This is a genomic window from Rhodopseudomonas rhenobacensis (assembly GCF_014203125.1).
GTDB lineage: Bacteria > Pseudomonadota > Alphaproteobacteria > Rhizobiales > Xanthobacteraceae > Rhodopseudomonas_A > Rhodopseudomonas_A rhenobacensis.
Window position 1 is genome coordinate 65,053 of sequence record NZ_JACHIH010000005.1, and the last position, 25,182, is coordinate 90,234.

Here is a 25,182-nt window from a genome sequence, read left to right on the forward strand (position 1 = left end):
ACAGGCTCACGCAATTTCGCGTCCGACGCCCGCCAGCGCCGCGCCGTAGAGGATCATGCACGGCCCCTGCGGTTTTGCCGCCGCGAGCCGCGCGGCGATCTCGCTCAGTGAGCCGGCGATCACTTGCGTCGCCGGCGTGCCGAGGCTTTCCACCACCACGGTCGGTGTCTCCGCCGATAGCCCCTTCGCGATCAGCTTCTGCGCCAGCGCCGGGAAGGTGGCCTTGCCCATGAATACGCAGGTGGTGGCGCCGGGATCGGCCAGCGCCGCAAGATCGAGGTCCGACGGCAACGCGCCGTCGACATCGTGGCCGGTGACCATCTGCACCCGGCGCGCCACCAGGCGCTTGGTCAGCGAGGTGCCGAGAAACGCCGCTGCGGCGGTCGCGGTGGTGATGCCGGGCACGATCTCGATCGGCACGCCGGCGGCGCGCGCCGCGCAAATCTCTTCATCGGCGCGGGCGAAGATCGCCGGATCGCCGGCCTTGACCCGCACGACGCGCTTGCCGAGCTTGGCATAGCTGATCATCAGCCGATTGACTTCGTCCTGCTTCGGCGACGGATGCCCGGCGCGTTTGCCGACCGCGATCAGTTCGGCGTCCTCCCGCGCATACGACAGCAGCGCGTCGCCGGCGAGGTCGTCGTACAGGATCACGTCGGCGGCGCGCAGCCGCTCCACCGCGCGCAGCGTCAACAGATCGACGTCGCCGGGGCCGGCGCCGACCAGCGCGATGTGGCCTGTGCCATCGGAAGAGGGAGCGGAGTTCATGGTGTGTCCTCGGCCACATCGACGATGTGGAAAAAGCTGCCGGTGACGTGGCCGCGGCGGCTGCCGGTCTCGGCCGTCGCCACACCGGAGGCATCGCAGATCGCAGCGAGCGGCGGGTCGGGTTGCGCGATCACCCGCGCATAGTGGAATTCGTGGCCGCGCAGCGTGCTGCCCGCGGCGTGCCCGGGGATCGGCGCCAGCAGCGTCGCCGAGCGATAGCCGAGATGCAGCCTGCGCTGTGCGAAATCGGTTTCGAGACCGAGCAGCCCGAGCATGGCGTGTCGGTGGCCTGCGGCGTCGATCAGTCCGGCTCCCAGCGTCATGTAGCCGCCGCACTCGCCATGCACCGGCTTGGTCTGCGCGAAGTCGCGAAGACCCTCGGCGAAGCGCGTCGCCGCGGCGAGTTTGCCGGCGTGTAGTTCCGGATAGCCGCCCGGCAGCCAGGCGACGTCGCAGGACGGATCGGGCGCGTCATCTGCGAGCGGCGAGAACGGCACGACCTCGGCGCCCGCCGCGCGCCAGCCGGCCAACAGATGCGGATAGACGAAGGAGAACGCGTCGTCGCGCGCCAGCGCGATGCGTTGACCGGGTGGGGCGGTGGGCGATGCGGGCTGTGGCAAGCGCAGCGTTGGGCGCGCCGCCGCTTCCAGCGAGTCGAGATCGACGTCACGCTCGACCAGATCGGCCAGCGCGGTGAGCCGTGCGGCGAGCGCGACATCTTCTTGCGCCTGCACCAGGCCGAGATGCCGCTCCGGCATGGTCAGCGAGGCATCGCGCGCGACCGCGCCGAACACCGTGATGTCGTGCTTGGCGAAGCCGTCGCGTACCAGCGCAGCGTGCCGTTCGCTCGCCACCTTGTTGAGGATCACGCCGGCGATGGTGACGTCGTGGCGATAGCGCGCAAAGCCGAGCGCCACGGCGGCGGCGGATTGCGCTTGGCCCGAGACGTCGAGCACCAGCACCACCGGCCAGCCGGTGGCAGCCGCGATATCGGCGCTGGAGCCGTTGCCCCAGGCGCCATGCGTGGCGACGCCGTCGAACAATCCCATCACGCCTTCGGCGAGGCACAGATCGGCGTCGGCGGCTTGATCGAGCAGTTCGTCGAAGCGGCCGCGGCCGAGCGCCCAGGAATCCAAATTATACGATGCGCGCCCGGCGGCCGCGGCGTGAAACGCCGGATCGATATAGTCCGGACCGCATTTGTAGGGTTGCACCACGCGGCCGCGCCTACGCAATGCGGCGAGCAGCGCCAGCGTCAGCGTGGTCTTGCCGCTGCGCGTCGCCGGCGCGGCAATCAGCAGGCCAGGGGGATTACTCACGGATCAGCCCGGTCTGCGAATTGGGACGAAACCTGCGATCGTAATCCGTCGAATACAAAGCGCTGTCGGAAAAATCCTCCGCCGCAAGCGCCGGCCCGACCAGGATCAGCGCGGTGCGCTCGATCGCTGCATCGCGCACTTTATCGGCGATGGTCGACAGCGTCCCGCGCAGCACGATCTGTTCCGGCCAGCTGGCGCGCACCACCACGGCGATCGCGCCGTCCGCGCCGTAATGTGGCAGCAGCGTTGCTACGACTTCATCAAGGACATGGATCGACAGATGGATCGCGAGCGTAGCACCAGTTGCCGCATAGGCGGCGAGGTTTTCACGCGACGGCATCGCCGAGGCGCGGCCTGAGGTTCGCGTCAGCACCACGGTCTGCGCCACGCCGGGCAGCGTCAGTTCGCGGCCGAGCACGGCGGCGGCGGCGGCAAACGACGGCACGCCGGGCGTCACGCTGTAGGGAATGCCGAGCGCGTCGAGCCGCCGGATCTGCTCGCCCATCGCGCTCCACACCGACAGATCGCCGGAGTGCAGTCGCGCCACGTCGAGGCTGGCGTCGTGCGCGGCGACGAATTCGGCGACGATGGCGTCGAGGTCGAGCGGCGCGGTGTCGATCACCCGCGCGTCCGGCGGGCAGAGTGCCACGATCTCGCGCGGCACCAGGGAGCCCGCGAACAGACACACCGGACAGCGCGCGACCAGATTCTGTCCGCGCACCGTGATCAGGTCCGGCGCGCCGGGGCCGGCGCCGATGAAATGCACGGTCATGTGGACTCCTTGCTGAGTGCCGCGGCGGCGGTGGCGCTGCGATCGGCCGAGACGATGCGGCTGACCACGAGGCGGGCGCCGGGGCCTGCGGCGGCCAATGCCGCAGCCTCGCAGACGCTGCCGACGCCGCGATGTTTTGCGATGGTTGCGGAGCGCGTTGCGATGTTCGCATCGGCGCAACGCATAGCCTCGGCGCTGATAGTTTCGATCGGCAAGCGCGCCGCGTCCGCTGCCGCCCGCAGCGCCGCATGGCTCGCCTTGTCGTCCGGCACGGCGATGGCGCAGGCGTCGCCGCCCTGCGCCCGCGCGGCTGCGACTACCTCGCCGATCGACGCCGCGGGGGCGGCGTCGCGAAATCCCAGCCCGATCACCAGCCGGCTCATTTCACCACGCTCCATTGCACCACCGGCATCGCCGCGCGCCAGCCGGTCATGCCGCCGACGGGGCCTGCGCGCTCCACCGAAAGTCGCAGCAAGCTGCCGCCGTGCCGCGCCTGCCGGGCGATCAGCTCGGCCTCGGTCTCCAGTGTCACCGCATTCACCACTAAGCGTCCACCCGCCGGCAATGCCTGCCACACCGCGTCGAGCACGCCGTCGCGGCTGGCGCCGCCGCCGATGAAGATTGCATCGGGCGTCGGCAGATCCTGCAACGCCTCGGGCGCCGATCCCAGCCGCAGATCAAGATGCGGCACGCCGAGCGAAGCGGCGTTGAAGCGGGCGTTGGCGAGGCGGTCCTCGCGCGGCTCGATGCCGATCGCCCAATTGGTTGGGTGGGCCAGCAGCCATTCGATGCCGATCGAGCCGGAGCCCGCGCCGATATCCCACAACAATTCGCCGCCGCGCGGCGCCAACGTCGACAGCGTTATCGCGCGGATCTCGCGTTTGGTGAGTTGGCCGTCGTGCTGGAATAAGTCATCGGGCAGCCCGGCTGTGCGCGGCAGGATCAGCGCGCTGGGCGTGGCAATCGCTTCGATCGCAACGGCGACGGGTGACTGAATATCATCGAGCGCAAAGTCGTCGGCGATGGTCTCGCGGATCCGCTCGCGGGGGCCGCCGAGCGCTTCCAGCACGGTCAGCCGCGACGGCCCAAATCCCAAGCCGGTTAGATACGCCGCGATCTTTGCCGGCGCGGCGCCGTCGCGCGCCAGCACGATCACGCGCGCGCCGCCCCGCAAATGCGGGCGCAGCCAGTCGAGCGGCCGGGCATGCAGCCCGAGCGTTGTTGTTTCTTCGAGCCGCCAGCGCAGCCGCGCTGCGGCGAAGCCGAAAGTCGACGGCGCCGGCACCGCATAAGTCTCCGCGGCCGGCACGGCGTCGGCGATCACCGAGCCCGCGCCGTACCAGTACGGATCGCCGGAACACAGCGCGACCACGCGCTGGCCGCGATGCGCGAGCAGTTTCGGCATCGAGCCAGCAAATGGAATTTCCCACGCCTGCGTCGGCTTGCCGAGCGATGCCACCAGTGCCAGATGCCGCGGCCCGCCGACGATCAGCTCGGCATTCACCAGCAGCGCGCGCGCCGCTGTCGAGAGCCCGTCGAGCCCGTCCTCGCCAATTCCGACAATGGACAGCCAGGGCGTCGCCGTGTCATCGCTTGCGGTCATGAACGCCTCCACGACCAAATCGCGCGTGCTGATTCTCGGCGGCACCGTCGACGCCAACCGTCTGGCGCGGGCGCTGGCCAATGCTGCCGAGATCGACGCGGTGCTGTCCTATGCGGGCCGCACCGACAATCCGACGCCGCCGCCGATTCCCTGGCGCGTCGGCGGCTTCGGCGGCGTCGACGGATTGGTGGATTATTTGCGCAGTGAGGCCATCGACCGCGTGGTCGATGCCACGCATCCGTTCGCTGCGCAAATGAGCGTGCACGCGGTCGCGGCCTGCGAGCGGGCGGCCGTGCCGCTGCTCGCGCTTGAGCGCGCGCCGTGGCAGCGGCAAAGCGGCGATCACTGGATCGAAGTCGATGATCTCGGTGCCGCCGCCGTTGCCTTGGGCAACGCGCCGCGCCGCGTGTTTCTCGGCATCGGCCGCATGCATCTCAATATATTCGCCGCCTATCCGCAGCACGCATATCTGGTGCGGCTGGTCGATCCGCCGCGCCAACCACTGCCTTTGCCGAAAGCGCAAGTGATCGTGGCGCGCGGACCGTTCGATCGCGCCGCCGACCGCGCCATGCTGACGGCGTTTCGCGCCGACATCGTGGTGGCGAAGAACGCTGGCGGCGACGCCGCCTCGGCCAAGATCGAGGCGGCGCGCGATCTGGCGCTGCCGGTGCTGATGGTGCGGCGGCCGTTGGTGCCGGCGCGGGCCTGCGTCGAATCCGTTGCTGAAGTGATGCGCTGGCTCGGTCACGAGGATACTCCGACCGACCGCGGCGTATAGACGAACGGCTTGGCGTTGACGCGTTCGATCAGCCTGGTCTGCGTCGAGCCGATCATCACCAGCGTGCGCATATCGGCGCGCTCGGCCACAGCCTCTGCGAGCGGTACGGTGTCGATCGCTTCGCGCGCATCGCTGATGGCGCTGGCGAAGATCACCGGCACATGGCCCGGCAGTTCTTCGCGCAGCAGGTCGAGCGCGCGGCCGAGTTGCCAGGGCCGCGCCTTCGATAGCGGGTTGTACAGCGCGATGACGAAACCGGCCTGCGCGGCGAGCCGCAGCCGGCGCTCGACCAGCTCCCAGGGTTTGAGATTGTCCGACAGATTGATCGCGCAGAAATCATGTCCGAGCGGCGCGCCGATCCGTGCAGCAGCGGCAAACATCGCGCTGATGCCGGGCAGCACTTTGATATCAAGCTCGCGCCACGACGAATCGCCGGCATCGACCGCCTCGAACACCGCCGCCGCCATCGCGAACACCCCGGGATCGCCCGACGACACCACCACGACGCGCTTGCCCGCTGCGGCGAGCCGCAGTGCGTGGCCGGCGCGGTCGAGCTCTTCGCGATTGTCGGAGCCGTGGCGGGTGAGACCTTCTCGTTCAGTCACCCGCGCGACATAAGGCGCGTAGCCGATCAGATCGGTGGCCTCGTTCAGCGCCGCGGTGACTTCCGGGGTGATCAGTTCCGCAGCACCCGGGCCGAGGCCGGCGATGATCAGCGAACCGCTCATGGCCGTCGTCCTTGGCCGTGCACCAGGATCACCGAGAAGTAGGGCGCCTCGTCGTCGGTCTTGTCAGCGAGCCGCATCACCTTCTGCGCCGCCATGGTGCCGCGCTCGACATAGACCGCGCGCTCGATCAGCCCGGCGGCCTTAAGCGCGCGGCGCACCTTGGGCAGATTGCGGCCGAGCTTCATCACCACCAGCGCGTCGATATCGCGAAATCGCTCGCGCAAGGAAGGCTCGTCCAGTGTCGCCGGCACCACCGACAAAACGTCGTCGCCGAAGGTGATCGGTCGGTCGCTGGCGGTCCAACAGCCGGACATCCCGGAAATTCCCGGCACCACCACGACGTTGGCTTTGCCGGCCAGCCGGCTGTGCAGATGCATGAACGAACCGTAGAGGAACGGGTCGCCCTCGCACAGCACGGCAACATCGCGGCCTTGCGCGGCATGAACTAACAGTCGCTGCACGCAGTCGTCGTAGAACTCGCGCAGGCTGTCGTTATAGGCGGGATCGTCGAGCGCGATCTCGGTCGTCACCGGATATTCCATCGCGACTTCGATCACGCCGGGCGCCAAAAGTCCCTCGACCAGCGTGCGCGCGTTGCCGGCACGGCCGGGCTTGCGGAAATGCGCGATCACCCGCGCATTGCCGATCAGCCGCGCCGCCTTGACGCTCATGAGATCCGGATCGCCGGGGCCAAGTCCCACGCCATAGATGGTGACTGCGCTGTTCATTCGACCTCACTCGCCAGCGCGTTGACTGCGGCCGCCGCCATCGCGCTGCCGCCGCGCCGGCCACGCACGATCAGGCTCGGTGCGACGTTGCTCTCCATCAGCGCTTCCTTGGATTCCGCGGCGCCGACGAAGCCGACCGGAATGCCGATAATCGCGGCGGGCGGTGCTAGGCCCGGCTCCTGCAACATCTCCAGCAGGCGAAACAGCGCGGTCGGCGCGTTGCCGATCACCACCAGCGAGCCCGCGAGCCGTTCTCGCCACAACTCCATCGCTGCGGCGCTGCGGGTCGTGCCGAGCTGCGCAGCCAGCGCCGACACCCGCGGATCGGCCAGCGTGCAGATCACCTCGTTGTCGGCCGGCAGCCGCGCCCGGGTGATGCCGTTGGCGACCATCTGGGCGTCGCAGAAGATCGGCGCGCCCACGCGTAACGCCGCACGCCCCGCATCGCTGAAGCCTTCCGTGAACACGATATCGTCGGCCACCTCGACCATGCCGCTGGCGTGGATGATCCGCACCGCGACCTTTTCGTCGGCGGGGTCGAAGCGCGCGAGCCTGGCTTCGGCGCGGATGATCGCGAAGGATCGCGCATAGATCGCCGCACCATTCTTCTCGTAGGCGTAGTTCATGAGGCAGCCTCGGTCTGAGAGGGTGTCGCGATGGTCTCGATCGCCGAGTTGCGCCGCGTCGTCCAGTAGCCGGCGTCGAGCACTTGCTGGAAGCGCTGCCGCATCGCCGCCGCGGCTTCCGGATTGGCCTGCTCGATGAAATCGCGCACCGCGTCGCAGCCGAGCGTGGCGTCGTAGTAGAGGTCGAAATGCGCGCTTGGCACCGCGCCGGCGAGATGTGCGAACAGCGCCATCTGGTCCAGCGTCGAGGCGATCTCCGCCGCGCCACGAAAACCGTGGCGCATCTGGCCTTCGATCCAGCGCGGATTGGCGGCCCGGCCGCGCACCACGCGGGCGATCTCCTCGTTCAGCGTGCGCATCTTCGGCGCATCCAGCCTTGCGGAGTCGGCGTGATACATCGTCGGCGCAGCGCCGCCGAGCTTGCGCGCCGCGGCGGCGAAGCCGGCCTCGTGCGCGGCGTAGTCGGGTGCGGCGAGCAGATCGGTCTCCGGCAGGTCCTGGGTGTGGACGAAGGCGTCGGCGGCGCGCGTGCGATGCTCCAGCGCCGCGCGCGCCACGGCGCCGTCCTGCGCCCCGCCATAGGCGAAGCCGCTCGCCGCCAGCCAGGCCTCTCCGGCATCAATGATCGTCTGCGGTGTCAGCTCGGTCACTGTCTCGACCACGCCGGCGCCGTAAGCGCCCGGCGCCGGACCGAACACCCGCGGGCCTTCGTTGCGGCGATAAGGGTTTTCCTCGTCGGGCTCGTCGCGCAGCGCCAATGCCGCCACCGCTTGCTCGAACAACAGCGGCAGGTTCTGGAACACGTCGCGGAACAGCCCCGAGATGCGTAGCGTGACGTCGATGCGCGGTCGCCCCAGCATCGGCAGCGGGATGATGTCGAAGCCGGTGACGCGGGTCGAGGTTTGGTCCCATTCCGGCGCCACGCCGATCAGCCGCAGCGCCATGGCGAATTCCTCGCCGGCGGTGCGCATCGTCGCCGAGCCCCAGAGGTCGAGCATGACGTTGCGCGGGTAGTCGCCGTGGTCCTGCAGATGCCGCGTCAGCAGCGCTTCGGCGAGAAGTGTGCCCTGGTCGGCGGCGTTGCGGCTCGGCACCGCGCGCGGATCGACGGTGAACAGGTTGCGCCCGGTGGGCAGCACGTCGCGTCGGCCGCGCCACGGCGAACCGGAGGGGCCCGGCGGCACGCGGCGGCCGTCCAGCGCGGCGAGGAGTGCGGCGCGTTCGCCGGCGGCGCAATGCGCGAACGGCATGGTTAGCTCATCGCCGGCTTCGGGCGCGCGGCCGAACACGTGCAGGCCGTCGGCGACCAGCGTGGTCTTGACGTCGCAGACGAAGGAATCGAGCCGCACCACCGCCTCGCGCGGCGTCATCTCGCTGGTCAAGCCGCTGTCGCGGTCGAGCCCAGTTTCGCGCGCGCTGTCGATGATACTCGAGGCCAGCCGCTCGCGACGGCGCGGGTCGAGGCCTTCGGCCAGCGAATATTCGTCGAGCAGCCGCTCGATCGCGTGCAGCCCCGGTGGCAATTTGCCGGCGCTGATCGGCGGCGTCATATGGCCGATGGTGACGGCGCCGAGCCGGCGCTTGGCAGCCGCGGCTTCGCCGGGATCGTTGACGATGAACGGATAGATCAGCGGCGTCGCGCCGAGCAGCGCATCCGACCAGCAGGCCTGCGACAGCGCCACCGATTTGCCGGGCAGCCATTCCAGCGTGCCATGCGCGCCCATATGGATCAGCGCGTCGCAACGCGCGGCGTGGCGCAGCCACAGATAGAACGCGACGTAGGAATGCCGCGGCGCGCGGCGCGGATCGTGATACTCGGCGGCGCGATCGCGCTTCTGGCCGCGGTCGGGCTGCACCGCGACCACCGCATGGCCGCAGCGCGCGATCCTGAACACGAAATCGCCGTCGACGATGGCCGGATCGGATTCGGCGTCGCCCCATTGCGCGGCGAGGTCGGCAATTAGCGCCGGCTCAAATCCGGCCAGCGCATCGCGATAGGCCTGCAGCGGCCAGCGCACCGTCTCGGTTTTCAGCCGCGCGATCAGCTTGGCGGAATCCTCTGGCTCGTCCGCGATGGCAAAACCCTGCCGGCGCAACAGCCGCAGCACTTCGACCGCGCTCGCCAAAGCGTCAAGGCCGACGGCGTGGGCGACCTGATCGTCGCGGCCGGGATACGACGACAGCACCAGCGCCAGGCGCTTGTTGGCGTCGGCGGTGCGGCGCAGGTTGATCCAGCCGCAGGCCCGCGCGACGATGGCTTTGATCCGCTCGTCGTCGCCGCAATGCACGATGCGGGCGTAGCCGAGTTCGGGATCGGGCGCCTCGGCTTCCTTGAACGAGGCGACGCCGGCGAACACCCGGCCGTCGATTTCCGGCAGCACGACATGGATCGCCAGATCCGGCGGCGATAGCCCCCGATCGGACTCCGCCCACACCGCGCGCGTCGAGCCGGCGAGTGCGACTTGCAGCACCGGCGCGTCGACCACGTCGAACGGCGCGCCGTGCTCGCCGCGCGCCGAGAACGCGGTGGCGTTGATAATGACGTCAGGCGCGAACTGCGCGAGCGAGGCGCGCAGCCAGGGATCGCTGTCCGGATCCTTCAGACTGGCTGCAAACAGTCCGACGGCGCGGACGCCGCGCCGCGACAATTCGTTGATCAGCCGATCGACCGGATCAGTGTCGGCGGCGGCGAGGAAGGCGCGATAGAACACCACAAGCGCGATCGGCGTGCCATCTTGCGCGAGATCGAGCGCATCGTCGGCGACAACGCCGACGCCTGGCGCGTAGTAACCGTGCTTCGGCAATGCTGCGCCGTCGAGCAGCGGCGGGGCGGGCAGGCCGGAGGCCAACGCCAGTTGCGCCAGCGCGGAGCGTGCCGCATCCGGGCCGCCCTTGTCGCACAACGTGGCGAGCCGGCGCAGCGTCGAGGGCGGCAGGTTCGACGCCGCGTCGAGCCGCGGGTCGGGCCGGCCGTCGCCGGGAATGATTGCCAGCGCGATGCCTTTTGCGGCCGCGAGCGCCGAGACCTGCTCGATGCCGTAGCGCCAGTAAGCGATGCCGCCGAGCAGCCGGACCAAAATCCCGCGCGCGCCGCTCAAGGTCTTTTCGATGTAGAGATCGACCGACAGCGGATGGATCAGCCGGCGCAGATTGGCCAGCCGCAGGCTCGGCAACGTACTCTGCGCGCCGCGCCAGGCCGCGGCGAAGCCGCCGAGATCGCTGTCGGAGAACGACAGCACCACGAGGTCGGCCGGCGGCTGGCCGAGATCTTCGGCGGTCGCGGTCTCCTCCAGGCCATGGCGTTCGCGCAGCAGAATATGCATTGCATCACCCGGTCAGCACGGCGGTGATCGCATCACGGTCGAGACCGCGCTCGCCGATCACCACCAGGTGCGAGGTGCGCGGTTCGTCGGCGCGCCACGGCCGATCGAACTGCGCGCGCACCCGCGAGCCGACACCCTGCACCAGCAGCCGCATCGGCTTGCCGGCGATCGCGACGTATCCCTTGGCGCGCAGCACGCCGTGGCTGCGGGCGATGATCTCGACCCCGGAAATGATGGTCTCGGCGCTGACGCCGCCCGGTAGCGTCACCACGATGGTTTCGAAATCGTCGTGGTCGTGGGCGTCGTGGCTGTCGTGGTGAGTCGGCCGCGCCGCAAGATCGTCTTCGGCCGCCGCATTGATGCCGAGCACGATGCGCGGATCGACCCGGCCCTCGATGGCTTCAACAATCGGGATGTTGCGCGGCGATTCCGCCTGTACGGCTTCGCGGGCTGCGGCCAGCCGCGCCGGATCGACCAGGTCGGCCTTGTTGAGGATCACGATGTCGGCGCAGGCGACCTGATCCTCGAACACTTCGCCGAGCGGGGTGTCGTGGCCGACGCTGCTGTCCTGCTCGCGCTGCCGTGCGATCGCCGCGAGGTCCGGCGCGAAGCGGCCGTCGGCAACGGCCTCCGCATCGGTGACCGCGATCACGCCGTCGACGGTGATGCGTGCGCGCAGGTCCGGCCATTCGAACGCCTTCAGCAGCGGCTTCGGCAGCGCCAGACCGGAGGTTTCGATCAGGATGTGATCGGGCGGATTTTTGCGCGCCAGCAGCGCGGAAATCGTCGGCACGAAATCGTCGGCGACGGTGCAGCACAGGCAGCCATTGGTCAGTTCGACGATGGCGTCTTCCGGGCAATTGGCGTCGGCGCAGCCCTTCAGGATGTCGCCGTCGACGCCAAGGTCGCCGAATTCGTTGACCAGGATGGCGAGCCGGCGGCCTTGCGGGTTCCGCATCAGGTGCCGCACCAGCGTGGTCTTTCCGGAGCCGAGAAAGCCGGTGATGATGGTGACGGGAATCTTTTCGATCGACATCGGCTGCTCCTAGGCGGGCTGCGGCGCGGGCGGAATTCGCGCGATCACGCCCTTGCGGAAGATCGTCGGCCGCTCGCGCCACGGCACCAGGCCGTCGGCGGTCGCGGCGTAGCGTCCGGCGCCGGCCAAGAGGTCGTCGACCGCGGCCTCGGTGAGATCGCCATAGACATAGCTCCAGCGCCCGGCGCCGCAGAGTGCTGCGCTGCAGCCGCGGTTGCAGTTCGACAGGCATTCGGCGGCGGCGATGCGGACGTGGGGCGGCTGGTCCTGCCGCTGCTGGGTGTCGATCAGCGCCTGATAGAGCCTTGCGCCGGCGCGCGGGCTGGCGTCGCGGTCCTCGCCGGCGAGGCAGCTGACGCAGACGTGCAGCGTCACCGGCGGTTCGACGGAGTCGCGGCTTGGTCCCGGGGAGGGGGCGGTTCGGAGGGAATCGTCCATACGCAAGGCCCGTCGCTGTGGGCCGGCGCGCTACGCGCGGGGCCCAGACATGCGGCGAGCGGACCTGCACTCCGATCGACCAACGTCTTCACTCCGGAAATCCCCGCCCGGAATGGCGAAACGCGCAGGCGACGGCAGGTTTCCTGGCTCGCGGGTCATGGCCGGCACCACCTTCCCAGGTCGAAACCCAGTGGTTTTCGGTGCAGGCTGTCCGCTCACAGTTGCGGGGGCAGCTCCGGCTTCACTGGCCCAAGGGAACGTCCCTTAACCCAGCGCCCGGTATTCCCTCTTCGCCCTGTCCGAGAACAGGGCACCGTCGGCTGTGGATTCAATCAGACGGAAACGCCGCGGAGTCAATCCTCCACCTGGGCGAGAGTGGGGTGGGCGAGAGCGTGGCCAGCCCGAATCATTCCTCGCCGCCGCGGCGTGGACGCGGCACCGCGCGGTCGATCGCGGCGCGCAGCAGGGCCATCGATCGATACACCCCGTGCACCGCCTTGCTGACCGGCAGCACCACGAAACTGCCGATCACCAGGCCGAGATGCAGGCTCAGCGTCAGCCCCATCGCCGGTGTGTCGCGCAGCGCCAGCACCGCGAGGCCGCTTGCCGCCACCAGCGCCAGCAGCACCAGGAACACGAGGTTGAGCCGGACCTCGGCGGCCGCGGACGGCGCGCGGTCGGCGCGGCGCTCCAGCCGCAACAGCCCGCCGATGCCGATCAGCATCGCCACCCCGCCGATGCCGCCCGACAGCACCGGCAGGCTGGTCAGCGGGTAGGGCGCTTCGATCGCAAGGGCGTGGTGATACAGCGCCGCGATCAGCGTCGAAGCGACGCTGGCGAGAAAGCCCGCCACCATGATGTGGTGGCACCAGCGGCGTTGCTGCGAGAACTTCTCGCTGGCGTCATTGCAGCCCGGGCCGCCGCCGCCGAGATTGCGCAGCGTGACGATATCGCGCAACGCCGGAACGAGCGCGCGCAGCGTCGCGCCGAGCGAGGCCCGCGGCGCGATCGACCGCCAATAGCTGATCGCGCTGACGCCGATCGAGATGACGGCCCAGAGCAACGCTGCGGCGGCGGCGCCGGCCATGATCGGCCACGGCACCACCTGGTAGAACGCGCCTGCGCCGCGATGCGCCGCGAACAGCACCTCGGCCGGCACCAGCAGCGCCGTCGCCAGCAGCGTCAGCGTGGTGACGCCGCCGACGATCGCCGTGACCACACCGGCATTGGCGGCAAAGCCGGCGCCGAGCCAACGCGGCCAGGCGTAGTCCGCGTAGGAGCGCTGGCGCAATTCGGCCAGCGCATTCGGCAAATTGACCGCGAAGGGATGCGGCGGCGCATATTGGCAGGCGTACCAGCAGCCGCGGCAGTTGTGGCAGAGGTTGGCGAGATAGTCCAAATCGTTCGGGGTGAAATCGTGCTTGCCGGCGATCGCCGGAAACACCGCGCACAGCCCGTCGCAATACATGCAGGCGGTGCAGATCCGCAGCACGCGATCGGCCTCGTCGGTGAGGTCATCTGGCGGCATGGCGCGCGGCCTCCTCGCCGGCAAGCCGTCCGAACACCGCCGACAGCGTGACGCCAAGGCCGGCGAGATAACCGCGGCCGAGCACGTTGGCGGCCATGATCATGCCGCCGGCGAAGATATTTTCGAGGTGGCCGTCGGTGGTCAGCACGCGCATCTGCGGATCGACCGCGACGCCGAAATGCGTGAAGGTCAGTCCCGGCCGCATCGGGTAGGCGGCGAACGGCGGCGTCGTGAGCGCGGCCGCGCCGTGCGATTTTGGCGGCACCAATGCTTCGGTGCCGCTTTCGCGTACCGCGTCGTTGAAACCGGCCACCGTGGCGGATAGCGCCTGCGGATCGAGTTCGAGTTTAGCGGCAAGCGCTGCGACGCTGTCCGCCTCGATCGGCGGCAGCGCGGTCGGTAGCGCCCGCGCGCGGCCGGCGGCGTCCATGATCAGATAGGCGATCTGGCCCGGACACTGCGCGATCCGTGCGCCCCAGCGGGCATAATGCGTCTTGCGGGCGTCCTCGCCTTCGTCGTGGAAGCGCTTCGCGTTGCGATCGACCACGATGCCATAGGGGATTGCGGTGATCCGGGTGACGATGCCGCCGTCGACTTCCGGTCCGCGGGCGTCGACCGCCACGATGTGGGCTTGCGCCGGATCGCCGACCGGCTTGGCGCCGGCGTCGAGCAGCATCCGCAGCACCCTCCCGGTGACGTAAGGCGTGCCGCGAATCACCAGCCCGTCGGCGATGTCGCCAAAGCTCTCGCGCAACCAGGCGCGATCGGCCTGATGGCCGCCGCAAGCCAACACCACGGCCTTCGCGACGATTGGTCCGGCGATCCCGCCGCGCGCGATCACCACCTCGCCGCAATGCGCATCGTCGAGTTGCAGCGCCACCACTTCGCTGTCGTAACCGATTTCGACGCCGATCGACGCCGCGGTGGCGTAGAGCGCGTTGATCATCGCCTTGCCGCCGCCGAGAAAGAACGCGGTGCGCTTGGAATGCGGCATCACCCCTGAGCGCGGATCCTGCAGCGCCACGCCGTTGGCTTGCAGCCACGGCGCGATGTCGGCGGAGCCGCGAATCAGCAACCGTGCCAAAACCTCGTCGGTGGCGCCCGCGGTGACGCGGTGCAGGTCGCGCAGAAACGCGTCTTCGCCGTAGCTGTCCGGCACATACCAATGCGCCTCGTCATGCAGCAGGCGGAAGTTGCGGGCGTGGCGGCTGTTGCCGCCGCGCAGATGCACCGGCGCCTGCTCGACCAGCCGCACCGTGGCGCCGTGGCGTCGCGCCGCGATCGCCGCACACAGCGCGGCGCTGCCGCCGCCGACCACCAGCACGTCGATCGTTGGCATGGGCGAGGCGCCGGTCATGATCGTGGTCCGTCGATCATGTCAGCACCGCGGTCCAGTGGCACTTGGGGGGATGATGGGGCACTCATAGGAACGCCGGGCTTGCCTTGTCAACCGTTCCCACCTCGCACAACGACCGCTTTGCTCAAGCCGTCGAGAAAGTGCTATCGGCTGGCGCACGACTCTGCGGATGCGGCGGCTTGCGTTGGCGCGATCGGCCGCGGCGCAACGCAATTGTGAGACGGCACCATGGCGAATGATGATCCGAAGTCCGGTCAACTCGGCGAGTGGCTCGACGATCTGCGCATCGCGACGGCGCTCTTGACGCGGGTGCCGATGCCGCATCCGGAAGGCGCGGTGCCGCCCGACATCGCGCGCGCGCAACGGCTGTTCCCGATCGTCGGCGCGCTGATCGGCATCGTCGTCGGCATGGTCGACGTCGCCTTGCTGGGCATGGGCGTGCCGGCGTTGGGCGCGGCCGCGCTCGCGCTCGGCGCCAGTGCGGCGCTGACCGGCGCGTTGCACGAAGACGGACTCGCCGACGTCGGCGACGGCTTCGGCGGCGGCCGCGACCGCGCCGCCAAGCTCTCGATCATGCGCGACAGCCGGCTCGGCACCTATGGCACGCTGGTGCTGCTGGTCGGCTTCGCGACGCGGCTCGCGGCACTGGCGGCGCTGCCGGCGGCGATGGTGGTTCCGGCGCTGGTCGCGGCGCACGCGCTGGGCCGCGCGGCAATTCCGGTGCTGGCGGCGAACATGCCGTTCGCCCGCGCCGACGGCCTCGGCAAGATGGCGGGCCGACCGGCCGCGGCCGGCGCGCTGGTGGCGGTCGGGCTTGCGGTGGTGATCGCGCTGCTCTGCCTGCCGCTGAAAGCTGCGATTCTGGCGCTGCTGCTCACTGCGGCCGGCGCCGCCGCGGTCGCCTTGCTGGCGTGGCGGCAGATCGGCGGCGTCACCGGCGACGTGTTCGGCGCCGCCGAGCAGGTGGCGGAAACCGCGGTACTGGTGATGCTCGCGGCGCGGTTCGGGTGAGGGCGTGATGACAGAGACGCGGCTGTGGCTGGTGCGGCACGCGCCGGTGGCGGGGCCCCGCGGCGTCATTCACGACGGCGACGCTTCGGCCGACACCAGTAATGCCGAGGCCATCGCGGCGTTGCGTTCGCGGCTGCCGGCGGACGCGGCCTGCTATGCCAGTTCCAGTCGCCGCACGCTGCAGACCGCGGCGGCGCTGGCGTTGCAGCCGATAGCCGAGCCAAAATTTCGCGAGCAGCATTTCGGCGCTTGGACCGGCCGCCGTCACGAGGACCTCGCCCGAGAACTCGGCGACGCCTACACCGCGTTCTGGCGGGCGCCCGCCGTCAATCGCCCGCCCGGCGGCGAAAGCTTTGCCGACCAGATTGTTCGCGTGCGCGAGGGGGTCGATGGTTTGCCGCCCGGCGACGTGGTGCTGGTGGTGCATTCCGGCACGGTGCGCGCCGCCTTGGCGATCGCACTCGACATCGCGCCGGATCCGGCGCTGCGCTTCGTCATCGATCCGCTGTCGCTGACCAGGATCGATCGGCTGCAGGGCGGCTGGCGCGTGGTCTATGTCAATCGGTGAGCGTTGAGGGGAAGATGCGAAAAATTCTGGTGATCGGCATCGGCGCCGGCGATCCGGACTATCTGACGCAGCAGGCGATCAAGGCGCTGAACCGCGTCGACGTGTTCTTCGTGCCCGACAAGGGCACCGAGAAGGCGGCGTTGAAACAGCTGCGCACCACGATTCTGCAGCGCTTCGTCGCGCGCAAGGACGTCGACATGGTCGCCATCGAGGTGCCGCAACGCGCCGCCGCCGGCTGCTATCAGGACAATGTCGATCACTGGCACGCCGAGCTCGCCGATCGGTACGGCCGTCAGTTCCAACAGCATCTCGCCGACGGCCAGATCGGCGGGCTGTTGGTGTGGGGCGATCCGGCACTGTACGACAGCACGCTGCGGATCATCGAACGGCTGCGCGCCAAGGGGCTCGCGCTCGACTACGAGGTGATTCCCGGCATCAGCAGCGTGCAGGTGCTGGCGGCGAAGCACCGCATCGCGTTGAACCAGATCGGCGAGCCGGTCACGTTGACCACCGGGCGCAAGCTTGCGGACGGCTTTCCCAGCGAGGCCGGCAGCGTCGTGGTGATGCTCGACGGCACGCAAGCCTTTGCGCAACTGACCGAGCCGGATCTGGAGATATTCTGGGGTGCTTATCTCGGCACGCCCGACGAGATTCTGATCGCTGGGCCGCTCGCGGAGGTCAAGGACCAGATCGCCACGGTGCGGGCCGAGGCGCGCGCGCGGCACGGCTGGATCATGGACATCTACCTGCTACGCCGTTCCGCGCCGGCATGATGCGCGCTCGCCGGAACCTGCCGTAGGTGAATGCGTTCGTCCGCCATGGCAGAAAAAGATATCGACAGCAAACGAACCGGCAATGAGCCCGCGCCGTTGCTGCTCATCGCAATCGCAGTGGTGCCGGTCCTGGCCGTCGCAGGCTGGTTCTTCGGCCTGTTCGGCTGAGCTGCTGCTCCTGCGCCGGGAACAAGTCGATCTCCTCCGGGTTCGTGGCTGACACGAACACTGCATTGGAGCAACGATGGCGATCGACGATTTCAAGGGCACCACTCCGGTCTTCCTGCCGGAGGAATTCTTCGACGGCCGGCTGGAGGGCTGGGGCGTGATCGAAAGCCTGATCGGGGGCTTGCAGATGCGCGCCACCATCGCCGCCGAAGGCCGATGGAGCGCGGCGGAGCAGGCGGTGCATTTCACCGAGACCTATCACTTCGACGATGGCCACGAAGACACGCTGCGCTGGACCATCCGCAAGCTCGGTCCCGGCAAATACAACGGCTCGGAAACGCGGCTCGACGGCGAGGCCACGGGCGAGGCCGAGGGCTGCGCCTTCAATTGGCGCTACACGCGCGAGACCCCTCAGAAGGACGGCAGCACCACCAAGCTGAATTTCGACGATTGGTTCTACCGGATCGACGACCGCGCCTGCATCGTCCGCGGCAGCGCCGGCCGCGCCGGCGTGCCGTTCGGCACGGCGCACGTCACCTATCGCAAGCTCTGAGCGACGCAAAGGTCGGCCGTCGGGAGGAATACATGCGGATTGTGCCGACCTCACTCCATGGAGCGATCGATTATCTCGTGTCGGCGTTGGTGATCGCGCTGCCGTTCCTGGTCGACTGGCAAGGAGCAGCGCGGTGGAGCTGAGTCGTGTTGGGCTGCCTCGGCATCGCCTACAGCCTGCTCACCGATTACCAGTGGGGCGTGGTCAAGCTGATCAGCGTTCCGGTCCACCTCGGCCTCGACGCCGTGTTCGGTGTCGTCATGCTGCTGCTGCCGGCGCTGCTCGACCCGCGCTATGGCTGGATCAGCGCGACGATCGGCGTGCTCGCGCTGGCTTTGGTGACGGTTTCGGCCTGCTGCTCGAAGGCTTTTAACGACAGGCGGGCGACCTCGCGGAGTTCCTCGCGGCCGGCGCCGGACGACGCCATCACGCTCATCCCCACGATCACCGCAGAGAGATAGCGCGCCAGCGCCGCCGGATCCGCGGTGGCGGTCAGATCGCCCTCGGCCTTGGCGCGTTCGAACCGCTGCCGTAACCGATGCTCGGTCTCGGCGCGGCGCGAGGCGAGCTCAAACGGGACATTTTCCGAGCCGCTACCGCAGGCCAGTCCGCCTTGCACCAACAGGCAGCCCGGCGGATGGGACGGGTCGGTCTGCGCCTCCGCGATCCCCATCAGTAGCCGCTCGGCCACCACACGAGCAGTCGGCGCGCAGAGCGTTTCGGTCAAAAACGCCCCTCGCTTGGCGGTGTAACGGTCCAGCGCGGCCCGCAACAGACCTTCCTTGCTGCCGAACGCCGCGTACAGGCTTGGCGGATTTATGCCCATGGCTTCAGTGAGTTGCGCAATCGTTGCGCCCTCATAACCGTGCCGCCAGAAGACTTCCATCGCTTCGTCCAGCGCCTTTTCGGCGTCGAAACAGCGGGGACGACCCATCGCCATATTCAGGTACCTCGACTTTTCTTAGTGTCCGATACATAATCCTCTTGACGGCGAGCGTCTACCTCTACATCTGTAGTGAGCACTACAGTTATGGAGCGCCACATGACGTCGACCGCCATTGTCCCGCCGTCCCCTCGTTTTCGTCGAACCATCGGCCTGGCCGTCGCCGGGGCCGTCCTCCTCGGCGGATCGGTTGTTGCCGACCGCTATTTCCATGTTGAGCAGGCCACCGCGAGCTCACCGCCCCCCGAGCAAGCCGTCCCCGTGACGGTCGCGGTGGTGCAGCCTCGCCAGGCCACGCTGTGGGACGATTTCTCCGGGCGGCTCGAAGCCGTGAATCGCGTCGAGCTGCGGCCGCGGGTCGCCGGCGCGATCCAGACCACGCGCTTCACCGAAGGCGCGCTGGTCAAGGCCGGCGACGTGCTGTTCGAGATCGACCCCGCGCCTTATGCGGCGGAGGTCGACAAGGCGCAGGCGCAGCTCGAGGCGGCGAAAGCCCGCGCGCTGTTCGCCGCCGGCGAACTCGAGCGCGGCCGCCAGCTGGTCAGCAACAACGTGGTCACCCGGCGCGACTTCGATCAGCGCGAGAACGCAAATCGCGAAGCCATCGCCAATGTGGCGGCGGCGGAAGCCACGCTGCAATCGGCCAGGCTCAATCTCGACTACACCAAGGTCCGTGCCCCGGTTGCCGGCCGGGTCGGCAAGATCGAAGTCACCGTCGGCAATCTGGTCGCGGCCGGGACGCAGTCGCCGGTGCTGACCTCGTTGGTTTCGGTCAACCCGATCTATGCGAGCTTCGATGCCGATGAGGACGTGGTGATCCGCGCGCTCGGCTCGATCGGCGGCGCCTCCGGCAAGCTCGACCGCATCCCGGTCGAGATGTCGACCTCGTCGTCGGGCGGCGATGCGGCCAAGGGCCACATCCAGCTGATCGACAATCAGGTCAACGGCCAGAGCGGCACCATCCGGGTCCGCGCGGCGTTCGACAACGCCGACGGCAAGCTGATCCCCGGCCAGTTCGCGCGGCTGCGGATGGGCCAGCCGCAGCAGCAGACGCTGGTGATGCTGGAAGAGCGCGCGATCGGCACCGACCAGGACAAGAAGTTCGTCATGGTGGTCGGCAACGACAGCCGCGCGATGTACCGCGCGATCACGCTCGGCGGCAATGTCGAGGGGCTGCGCATCGTGACCTCCGGGCTGCAGTCCGGCGACCGCGTCGTGGTCAACGGCCTGCAGCGGGTGCGCCCCGGCGCGCTGGTGAAGTCCGAACTGGCCGACGCCGGCGGCGCTCGCCAGCTTGCGCAGCGCTAACCACAAACCTCGCAGCGGAGCGCGGCCATGAATCTTTCGAAATTCTTCATCGATCGTCCGATCTTCGCCGGCGTCTTGTCGGTGCTGATCTTCCTGGCCGGGCTGATCTCGCTGTTGTCGATGCCGATCTCGGAATATCCCGACGTGGTGCCGCCGTCGGTGGTGGTGCGCGCCACCTATCCGGGCGCCAACCCGAAAGTGATCGCCGAGACGGTGGCGACCCCGATCGAGGAGCAGATCAACGGCGTCGAAGGCATGCTCTATATGGCGAGCCAGGCCACCACCGACGGTGCGATGACGCTGACGGTGACGTTCCGGCTCGGCACCGACCCCGACAAGGCGCAGCAACTGGTGCAGAACCGCGTGGCGCAGGCCGAGCCGCGGCTGCCCGCGGTGGTCCGCCAGCTCGGCATCATCACCAAGAAGAGTTCGCCCGACCTCACCATGGTGGTGCATCTGCTGTCGCCGAACAACCGCTACGACATGACGTATTTGCGCAACTACGCGGTGCTCAACGTCAAGGATCGGCTGGCGCGGCTCGACGGCGTCGGCGACGTGCAGCTGTACGGCGCCGGCGACTATTCGATGCGGATCTGGGTCGATCCGCAGAAGGCGGCGGAACACGGGCTGACCGCCAGCGACATCGTCAAGGCGATCCAGGCGCAGAACGTCGAAGCCGCCGCCGGCGTGGTCGGCGCCTCGCCGAGCGTCAAGGGGCTCGACCTGCAGCTCTCCGTCAATGCCGAGGGCCGGCTTTCCACCGAAGAGCAATTCCGCGACATCGTGGTCAAGAGCGGGGCGCAGGGCGAGGTGACGCGGCTGCGCGACGTCGCGCGTGTTGAGCTCGGCGCTTCGGAATACGGCCTGCGCTCGCTGCTCGACAACAAGCAGGCGGTGGCGATTCCGATCTTCCAGGCGCCCGGCTCGAACGCGCTGCAGATCTCCGACAGCGTCCGCGCCACCATGGCGGAGATCCAGAAGACCATGCCGGAAGGCGTGGCGTACCAGATCGTCTACGACCCGACGCAATTCGTCCGCTTTTCCATCGAAGCCGTGATCCACACTTTGCTGGAAGCCATCGCGCTAGTGGTGGTGGTGGTGATCCTGTTCCTGCAGACCTGGCGGGCGTCGATCATTCCGTTGCTCGCGGTGCCGGTGTCGATCGTCGGCACCTTTGCGGTGATGCACTTGTTCGGATTTTCGATCAACGCGCTCAGCCTGTTCGGCTTGGTGCTGGCAATCGGCATCGTGGTCGACGACGCCATCGTGGTGGTGGAGAACGTCGAGCGCAACATCGAGGGCGGCCGCTCGCCGCGCGACGCCACCTACCAGGCGATGAAGGAAGTGTCGGGGCCGATCATCGCCATCGCCTTGGTGCTGATCGCGGTGTTCGTGCCGCTGGCCTTCATCAGCGGCCTGACCGGGCAATTCTACAAGCAGTTCGCGCTGACCATTGCGATCTCCACGGTGATCTCGGCGATCAATTCGCTGACGCTGTCGCCGGCGCTGGCGGCGCTGCTGCTGAAGGGGCACAACGATCCGAAGGACCGGCTGACCCGGATCCTCGACCGCGCGCTGGGCTGGTTCTTCCGCGGCTTCAACCGTGTGTTCGCGCGCTCGGCGCAGGGCTACAGCCGCGGCGTCGGCGGCGTGATCTCCAACAAGGCGCTGGTGATGGGCGTCTATGTGGTGCTGGTCGGCGCCACCGTCTGGCTGTTCAACCTGGTGCCGGGCGGCTTCGTGCCGGGCCAGGACAAGCAGTATCTGGTCGGCTTCGCGCGGCTACCCGACGGCGCCACGCTCGACCGCACCGAGCAGGTGATCCGCACCATGAGCGACGTCGCGGCGACCCAGCCCGGCGTCGAAAGCTCGGTGGCGTTTCCCGGGCTGTCGATCAGCGGATTCACCAACTCGTCGAACGCCGGCATCGTGTTCTCGACGCTGAAGCCGTTCGAGGAGCGCAAGGACGCCTCGCTCAGCGGCGCCGCGGTCGCCATGGAGCTGAACAAGAAATATGCCGGCATCCAGGAGGCGTTCATCGCGATGTTTCCGCCGCCGCCGGTCAACGGGCTCGGCACCATCGGCGGCTTCAAGCTGCAGATCGAGGACCGCGCCGGGCTCGGCTACGACGCGCTGAACGAGGCCACCAAGGCGTTCCTCGCGGCGATGGCGAAGGCGCCGGAGATCGCCGGGACGTTCTCCAGCTTCCAGGTCAACGTGCCGCAATTGTTCGCCGACATCGACCGCACCAAGGCGTTGCAGCTCGGCGTGCCGGTGACCGAGGTGTTCAACACCCTGCAGATCTATCTCGGCTCGTACTACGTCAACGACTTCAACAAATTCGGCCGCACCTATTCGGTCTATGTGCAGGCCGACGCGCCGTTCCGGGCGCGGGCCGACGACATCCGCCAGCTCAAGGTGCGCTCGGCCTCGGGCGACATGGTGCCGCTCGCCGCGCTGTTGAAGATTCTCCAGAGCGCCGGCCCCGAGCGCGCGATCCGCTACAACGGGTTTCTGTCGTCGGACGTCAACGCCGCGGCGGCGCCGGGCTATTCCTCAGGCCAGGCGCAGGACGCGGCGACCCGGATCGCGGCGGAGACGCTGCCGCCGGGCTTCGCCTTCGAATGGACCGATCTCACCTATCAGCAGTTCATCGCCGGCAATTCCGGGCTGTGGGTGTTTCCGCTGGCGATCCTGTTGGTGTTCCTGGTGCTGGCCGCGCTGTACGAGAGCCTGGCGCTGCCATTGTCGATCATCATGATCGTGCCGATGGGGCTTCTGGCCGCGATGTTCGGCGTCTGGCTGTCGAAGGGCGACAACAACGTGTTCACCCAGATCGGGCTGATCGTGCTGGTCGGGCTGTCGGCGAAGAACGCCATCCTGATCGTCGAATTCGCCCGCGAATTGGAGTTCGCCGGCCGCTCGCCGATCAAGGCGGCGATCGAGGCCAGCCGGTTGCGATTGCGGCCGATCCTGATGACGTCGATGGCGTTCATCATGGGCGTGCTGCCGCTGGTGCTGTCGACCGGCGCCGGCGCGGAGATGCGCCGCGCCATGGGCGTCGCGGTGTTCTCCGGGATGATCGGGGTGACGCTGTTCGGGCTGTTCCTGACTCCGGTGTTCTATGTGCTGCTGCGCACCGTCAGCGGCTCCAAGCCGCTGGTCCAGCACGGCAGCGGCGGGACGCTCGCCGCCGAGGACGAGCCCGTCACCGTCGAGCCCGCGGCCGGATGACCGCGGTTGCCTGCGGTCGCGTCGTGCGATCTGCGGCGCCGACGCATCAAAAAGCCGGAAAACCCGGCGGCCTCGCGCAGATTGCAGATCGGATGCAGCTCTCACCAGATGAACGCCTCGAAGGATGCCGACCGATCGAGCCAATAGGTCTTCCGTCGCGCCGATGATGGATCGGACCGGGACATCGCAAAAGCGAAGTACAATCGGCTCTTGAGCGCGGGCTCGATCGGCTGCGCAATACCAGATGCAGCAGCGATCTGGTTTGCGGCGTGCGCAGCGAGTGATATCGCAACTTGCTATGCATTGGGTCGCTCGCGCGTAGCGCAGCGTACGACGCCAATCTGCGCGATCGTGCGTTCGGTCGCCCTTGATGGCCGCCAACGCAACCTTTGAAAGCCGACGTGTGGTTCCGGCACGGTCGTCTGCTCATGGTCTCTCCTGGTCGCGGCGGTCATCGCCGCCGTCAGGCGGAGATTCCACTCATCGTCGATGCAGATTTCCGGGACCACCTCTCTTACCCCTGGTTGCATTGGTCACGTTTGCAGTCCGGGTATGCCGAAGCGCCGCAGCAGCCCAACGTCAGAATTCGAGACAGGCGGCTGTCAACAATCGGCGCACCGCGTTGGCTGCAGATTCTGCGATATCGGCGCCGCGCGGCGACACCACTGTGCGGGATCGCGGACACCGATGCCGCTCCGGCGTCGCCGTGGCCGACTAATCCATTGTTATACATCGATTAGTTCGTCTGGCACGGCGCTTGCTGATCTGTCCGCAGGAACGGCTGTGCGCAATCCCTGAGCGGTTGCGCTCACCACTGGAAGACGTTGCTAGGACAAATCATGAAGAACAGAAATGCACTTGTCACCGGCTCCACGAGTGGAATCGGTTTGGCGACCGCTCGCGAACTGGCCAATCGCGGCTGCCACGTCATGCTCAACGGCTTCGGTGACGCCGCCGAGATCGATCGGCTGTGCGCCGAGATCGCCGCGCGCAGCGGGACCAAGGTGATCCATTCCGGAGCCGACCTCAGTCGGCCGGAACAGATCCCCGCCATGCTGGCGCAGGCGGTCGAAGCTTTCGGCCCGCTCGACATCGTGGTGAACAACGCCGGCACGCAGCATGTCTCGCCGGTGCAGAACTTTCCCGACGAGAAATGGGATCTGTTGCTCGCGGTGAATCTGAGCGCTGCGTTCCACATCATCAAGGCCGTGGTGCCCGGGATGATGGAGCGGGGCTGGGGACGGATCGTCAACACCTCGTCGGTGCTCGGGATGGTGGGCGCGCCGCACAAGCCGGCCTACGTCGCCTCGAAGCACGGCCTGATCGGCCTGACCAAATCGATCGCGATCGAAGTCGCCGAGCATGGCGTCACCTGCAACGCGGTGTGTCCGGGCACGGTGCTGACCGCGATCATCGAAAAGCAGATCGCTCAGCAGGCGGTGGCCACCGGGCTGCGTGAGGATCAGGTGATGAAGGAAGTCTTCCTCCGGGAAATCCCCACCAAAAAGATGATCCCGCCCGAACACCTCGCCGCCACCATCGCCTTCCTGTGCTCGGAGGAGGCCGGCTCCATCACCGGCGCCGCCATCGCCGTGGACGGCGGCTACACCGCCCACTGAC

At 68.3% G+C, this 25,182-nt stretch carries 23 protein-coding genes and 1 riboswitch; of the genes, 9 read left to right on the forward strand and 14 right to left on the reverse strand.

Annotated features, from left to right (window positions below):
• Window positions 1–6: 6 nt before the first annotated feature.
• The 5 genes from cobA to cbiE are packed head-to-tail and all read right to left on the reverse strand — an operon-like array spanning window position 7 to window position 4,462.
• Window positions 7–768, reverse strand: coding sequence for a uroporphyrinogen-III C-methyltransferase (gene cobA, locus HNR60_RS06615; RefSeq protein WP_184255641.1), 762 nt, complete (start codon window positions 766–768; stop codon window positions 7–9).
• The gene (locus HNR60_RS06620; protein WP_184255643.1) at window positions 765–2,087 is read right to left on the reverse strand and encodes a cobyrinic acid a,c-diamide synthase CobB; all 1,323 of its coding nucleotides are present in this window, start codon (window positions 2,085–2,087) and stop codon (window positions 765–767) included. The genes cobA and HNR60_RS06620 overlap by 4 nt, the downstream gene beginning before the upstream one ends.
• Complete coding sequence (cobM, locus tag HNR60_RS06625; RefSeq protein ID WP_184255645.1) at window positions 2,080–2,859, reverse strand: precorrin-4 C(11)-methyltransferase; 780 nt, start codon at window positions 2,857–2,859, stop codon at window positions 2,080–2,082. Before cobM ends, HNR60_RS06620 begins: the two co-directional genes overlap by 8 nt.
• Window positions 2,856–3,242, reverse strand: coding sequence for a cobalamin biosynthesis protein (locus HNR60_RS06630; RefSeq protein WP_184255648.1), 387 nt, complete (start codon window positions 3,240–3,242; stop codon window positions 2,856–2,858). Before HNR60_RS06630 ends, cobM begins: the two co-directional genes overlap by 4 nt.
• Window positions 3,239–4,462, reverse strand: coding sequence for a precorrin-6y C5,15-methyltransferase (decarboxylating) subunit CbiE (gene cbiE, locus HNR60_RS06635; RefSeq protein ID WP_184255650.1), 1,224 nt, complete (start codon window positions 4,460–4,462; stop codon window positions 3,239–3,241). The genes HNR60_RS06630 and cbiE overlap by 4 nt, the downstream gene beginning before the upstream one ends.
• On the opposite strand from cbiE, the gene HNR60_RS06640 reads away from it, so the two are divergent.
• Window positions 4,461–5,240 carry a cobalt-precorrin-6A reductase gene (locus HNR60_RS06640; protein ID WP_184255652.1) on the forward strand — a complete coding sequence of 260 codons (780 nt, stop codon included), beginning with the start codon at window positions 4,461–4,463 and terminating at the stop codon, window positions 5,238–5,240. The two genes, cbiE and HNR60_RS06640, sit on opposite strands and share 2 nt — an antisense overlap.
• Here HNR60_RS06640 and cobJ read toward each other — a convergent pair.
• The 8 genes from cobJ to tcuA all read right to left on the reverse strand — a co-directional run bounded on the left by cobJ (window position 5,207) and on the right by tcuA (window position 14,986).
• Window positions 5,207–5,968 carry a precorrin-3B C(17)-methyltransferase gene (gene cobJ / locus HNR60_RS06645; RefSeq protein ID WP_184255654.1) on the reverse strand — a complete coding sequence of 254 codons (762 nt, stop codon included), beginning with the start codon at window positions 5,966–5,968 and terminating at the stop codon, window positions 5,207–5,209. The two genes, HNR60_RS06640 and cobJ, sit on opposite strands and share 34 nt — an antisense overlap.
• A complete protein-coding gene (locus HNR60_RS06650) occupies window positions 5,965–6,696 on the reverse strand; it encodes a precorrin-2 C(20)-methyltransferase (RefSeq protein ID WP_184255657.1) in 732 nt (243 codons plus the stop codon). The genes cobJ and HNR60_RS06650 overlap by 4 nt, the downstream gene beginning before the upstream one ends.
• Window positions 6,693–7,322 carry a precorrin-8X methylmutase gene (locus tag HNR60_RS06655; protein ID WP_184255659.1) on the reverse strand — a complete coding sequence of 210 codons (630 nt, stop codon included), beginning with the start codon at window positions 7,320–7,322 and terminating at the stop codon, window positions 6,693–6,695. Before HNR60_RS06655 ends, HNR60_RS06650 begins: the two co-directional genes overlap by 4 nt.
• The gene (gene cobN / locus HNR60_RS06660; RefSeq protein ID WP_184255661.1) at window positions 7,319–10,645 is read right to left on the reverse strand and encodes a cobaltochelatase subunit CobN; all 3,327 of its coding nucleotides are present in this window, start codon (window positions 10,643–10,645) and stop codon (window positions 7,319–7,321) included. The genes HNR60_RS06655 and cobN overlap by 4 nt, the downstream gene beginning before the upstream one ends.
• Window positions 10,646–10,649: 4 nt before the next feature.
• The gene (cobW, locus tag HNR60_RS06665; RefSeq protein WP_184255663.1) at window positions 10,650–11,681 is read right to left on the reverse strand and encodes a cobalamin biosynthesis protein CobW; all 1,032 of its coding nucleotides are present in this window, start codon (window positions 11,679–11,681) and stop codon (window positions 10,650–10,652) included.
• 9 nt (window positions 11,682–11,690) lie between these two features.
• Complete coding sequence (locus HNR60_RS06670; protein WP_347339314.1) at window positions 11,691–12,056, reverse strand: DUF1636 domain-containing protein; 366 nt, start codon at window positions 12,054–12,056, stop codon at window positions 11,691–11,693.
• A 179-nt stretch (window positions 12,057–12,235) separates the two neighbouring features.
• A riboswitch (cobalamin riboswitch) is annotated at window positions 12,236–12,452 on the reverse strand.
• Between the two features lie 73 nt (window positions 12,453–12,525).
• Window positions 12,526–13,647, reverse strand: coding sequence for a tricarballylate utilization 4Fe-4S protein TcuB (gene tcuB, locus HNR60_RS06675; protein WP_184255673.1), 1,122 nt, complete (start codon window positions 13,645–13,647; stop codon window positions 12,526–12,528).
• Window positions 13,634–14,986 (reverse strand): FAD-dependent tricarballylate dehydrogenase TcuA, encoded by a 1,353-nt coding sequence (gene tcuA, locus HNR60_RS06680; RefSeq protein ID WP_246432840.1) that lies wholly within the window; start codon window positions 14,984–14,986, stop codon window positions 13,634–13,636. Before tcuA ends, tcuB begins: the two co-directional genes overlap by 14 nt.
• A gap of 246 nt (window positions 14,987–15,232) precedes the next feature.
• Here tcuA and cobS point away from each other — a divergent pair, with 246 nt between their 5' ends.
• The 5 genes from cobS to HNR60_RS06700 all read left to right on the forward strand — a co-directional run bounded on the left by cobS (window position 15,233) and on the right by HNR60_RS06700 (window position 18,077).
• A complete protein-coding gene (cobS, locus tag HNR60_RS06685) occupies window positions 15,233–16,015 on the forward strand; it encodes an adenosylcobinamide-GDP ribazoletransferase (protein ID WP_184255677.1) in 783 nt (260 codons plus the stop codon).
• A 7-nt stretch (window positions 16,016–16,022) separates the two neighbouring features.
• Window positions 16,023–16,583: a histidine phosphatase family protein gene (locus HNR60_RS06690; RefSeq protein WP_184255680.1), complete on the forward strand. Its 561-nt coding sequence runs from the start codon at window positions 16,023–16,025 to the stop codon at window positions 16,581–16,583.
• A gap of 14 nt (window positions 16,584–16,597) precedes the next feature.
• Complete coding sequence (gene cobF, locus HNR60_RS06695) at window positions 16,598–17,356, forward strand: precorrin-6A synthase (deacetylating) (RefSeq protein ID WP_184255682.1); 759 nt, start codon at window positions 16,598–16,600, stop codon at window positions 17,354–17,356.
• 45 nt (window positions 17,357–17,401) lie between these two features.
• The gene (locus HNR60_RS24305) at window positions 17,402–17,524 is read left to right on the forward strand and encodes a hypothetical protein (protein ID WP_283810620.1); all 123 of its coding nucleotides are present in this window, start codon (window positions 17,402–17,404) and stop codon (window positions 17,522–17,524) included.
• Window positions 17,525–17,600: 76 nt separating this feature from the next.
• A complete protein-coding gene (locus HNR60_RS06700) occupies window positions 17,601–18,077 on the forward strand; it encodes a DUF3833 family protein (protein ID WP_184255684.1) in 477 nt (158 codons plus the stop codon).
• Between the two features lie 292 nt (window positions 18,078–18,369).
• On the opposite strand, the gene HNR60_RS06705 is transcribed toward HNR60_RS06700, so the two are convergent.
• Window positions 18,370–19,017 (reverse strand): TetR/AcrR family transcriptional regulator, encoded by a 648-nt coding sequence (locus HNR60_RS06705; protein ID WP_184255686.1) that lies wholly within the window; start codon window positions 19,015–19,017, stop codon window positions 18,370–18,372.
• Window positions 19,018–19,119: 102 nt separating this feature from the next.
• Between HNR60_RS06705 and HNR60_RS06710 the strand changes: the two genes are divergently transcribed.
• From HNR60_RS06710 to HNR60_RS06720, 3 genes are all read left to right on the forward strand, one after another.
• A complete protein-coding gene (locus HNR60_RS06710; RefSeq protein WP_184255688.1) occupies window positions 19,120–20,328 on the forward strand; it encodes an efflux RND transporter periplasmic adaptor subunit in 1,209 nt (402 codons plus the stop codon).
• A gap of 27 nt (window positions 20,329–20,355) precedes the next feature.
• On the forward strand, window positions 20,356–23,562 hold the full coding sequence (locus HNR60_RS06715; protein WP_184255690.1) for an efflux RND transporter permease subunit: 3,207 nt from the start codon (window positions 20,356–20,358) through the stop codon (window positions 23,560–23,562).
• Between the two features lie 839 nt (window positions 23,563–24,401).
• Window positions 24,402–25,181: a 3-hydroxybutyrate dehydrogenase gene (locus tag HNR60_RS06720; RefSeq protein WP_184255692.1), complete on the forward strand. Its 780-nt coding sequence runs from the start codon at window positions 24,402–24,404 to the stop codon at window positions 25,179–25,181.
• Window position 25,182: the final 1 nt, after the last annotated feature.

Bases quoted from the DNA above. Each gene is read 5' to 3' on its own strand.
- cobA (WP_184255641.1), bottom strand. From the start codon at position 768: ATGAACTCCGCTCCCTCTTCCGATGGCACAGGCCACATCGCGCTGGTC.
- cobM (WP_184255645.1), bottom strand. From the start codon at position 2,859: ATGACCGTGCATTTCATCGGCGCCGGCCCCGGCGCGCCGGACCTGATC.
- HNR60_RS06630 (WP_184255648.1), bottom strand. From the start codon at position 3,242: ATGAGCCGGCTGGTGATCGGGCTGGGATTTCGCGACGCCGCCCCCGCG.
- HNR60_RS06640 (WP_184255652.1), top strand. From the start codon at position 4,461: ATGAACGCCTCCACGACCAAATCGCGCGTGCTGATTCTCGGCGGCACC.
- cbiE (WP_184255650.1), bottom strand. From the start codon at position 4,462: ATGACCGCAAGCGATGACACGGCGACGCCCTGGCTGTCCATTGTCGGA.
- cobJ (WP_184255654.1), bottom strand. From the start codon at position 5,968: ATGAGCGGTTCGCTGATCATCGCCGGCCTCGGCCCGGGTGCTGCGGAA.
- HNR60_RS06650 (WP_184255657.1), bottom strand. From the start codon at position 6,696: ATGAACAGCGCAGTCACCATCTATGGCGTGGGACTTGGCCCCGGCGAT.
- HNR60_RS06655 (WP_184255659.1), bottom strand. From the start codon at position 7,322: ATGAACTACGCCTACGAGAAGAATGGTGCGGCGATCTATGCGCGATCC.
- cobN (WP_184255661.1), bottom strand. From the start codon at position 10,645: ATGCATATTCTGCTGCGCGAACGCCATGGCCTGGAGGAGACCGCGACC.
- cobW (WP_184255663.1), bottom strand. From the start codon at position 11,681: ATGTCGATCGAAAAGATTCCCGTCACCATCATCACCGGCTTTCTCGGC.
- tcuB (WP_184255673.1), bottom strand. From the start codon at position 13,647: ATGCCGCCAGATGACCTCACCGACGAGGCCGATCGCGTGCTGCGGATC.
- tcuA (WP_246432840.1), bottom strand. From the start codon at position 14,986: ATGCCAACGATCGACGTGCTGGTGGTCGGCGGCGGCAGCGCCGCGCTG.
- cobS (WP_184255677.1), top strand. From the start codon at position 15,233: ATGGCGAATGATGATCCGAAGTCCGGTCAACTCGGCGAGTGGCTCGAC.
- HNR60_RS06690 (WP_184255680.1), top strand. From the start codon at position 16,023: ATGACAGAGACGCGGCTGTGGCTGGTGCGGCACGCGCCGGTGGCGGGG.
- cobF (WP_184255682.1), top strand. From the start codon at position 16,598: ATGCGAAAAATTCTGGTGATCGGCATCGGCGCCGGCGATCCGGACTAT.
- HNR60_RS24305 (WP_283810620.1), top strand. From the start codon at position 17,402: ATGGCAGAAAAAGATATCGACAGCAAACGAACCGGCAATGAGCCCGCG.
- HNR60_RS06700 (WP_184255684.1), top strand. From the start codon at position 17,601: ATGGCGATCGACGATTTCAAGGGCACCACTCCGGTCTTCCTGCCGGAG.
- HNR60_RS06705 (WP_184255686.1), bottom strand. From the start codon at position 19,017: ATGGCGATGGGTCGTCCCCGCTGTTTCGACGCCGAAAAGGCGCTGGAC.
- HNR60_RS06710 (WP_184255688.1), top strand. From the start codon at position 19,120: ATGACGTCGACCGCCATTGTCCCGCCGTCCCCTCGTTTTCGTCGAACC.
- HNR60_RS06715 (WP_184255690.1), top strand. From the start codon at position 20,356: ATGAATCTTTCGAAATTCTTCATCGATCGTCCGATCTTCGCCGGCGTC.
- HNR60_RS06720 (WP_184255692.1), top strand. From the start codon at position 24,402: ATGAAGAACAGAAATGCACTTGTCACCGGCTCCACGAGTGGAATCGGT.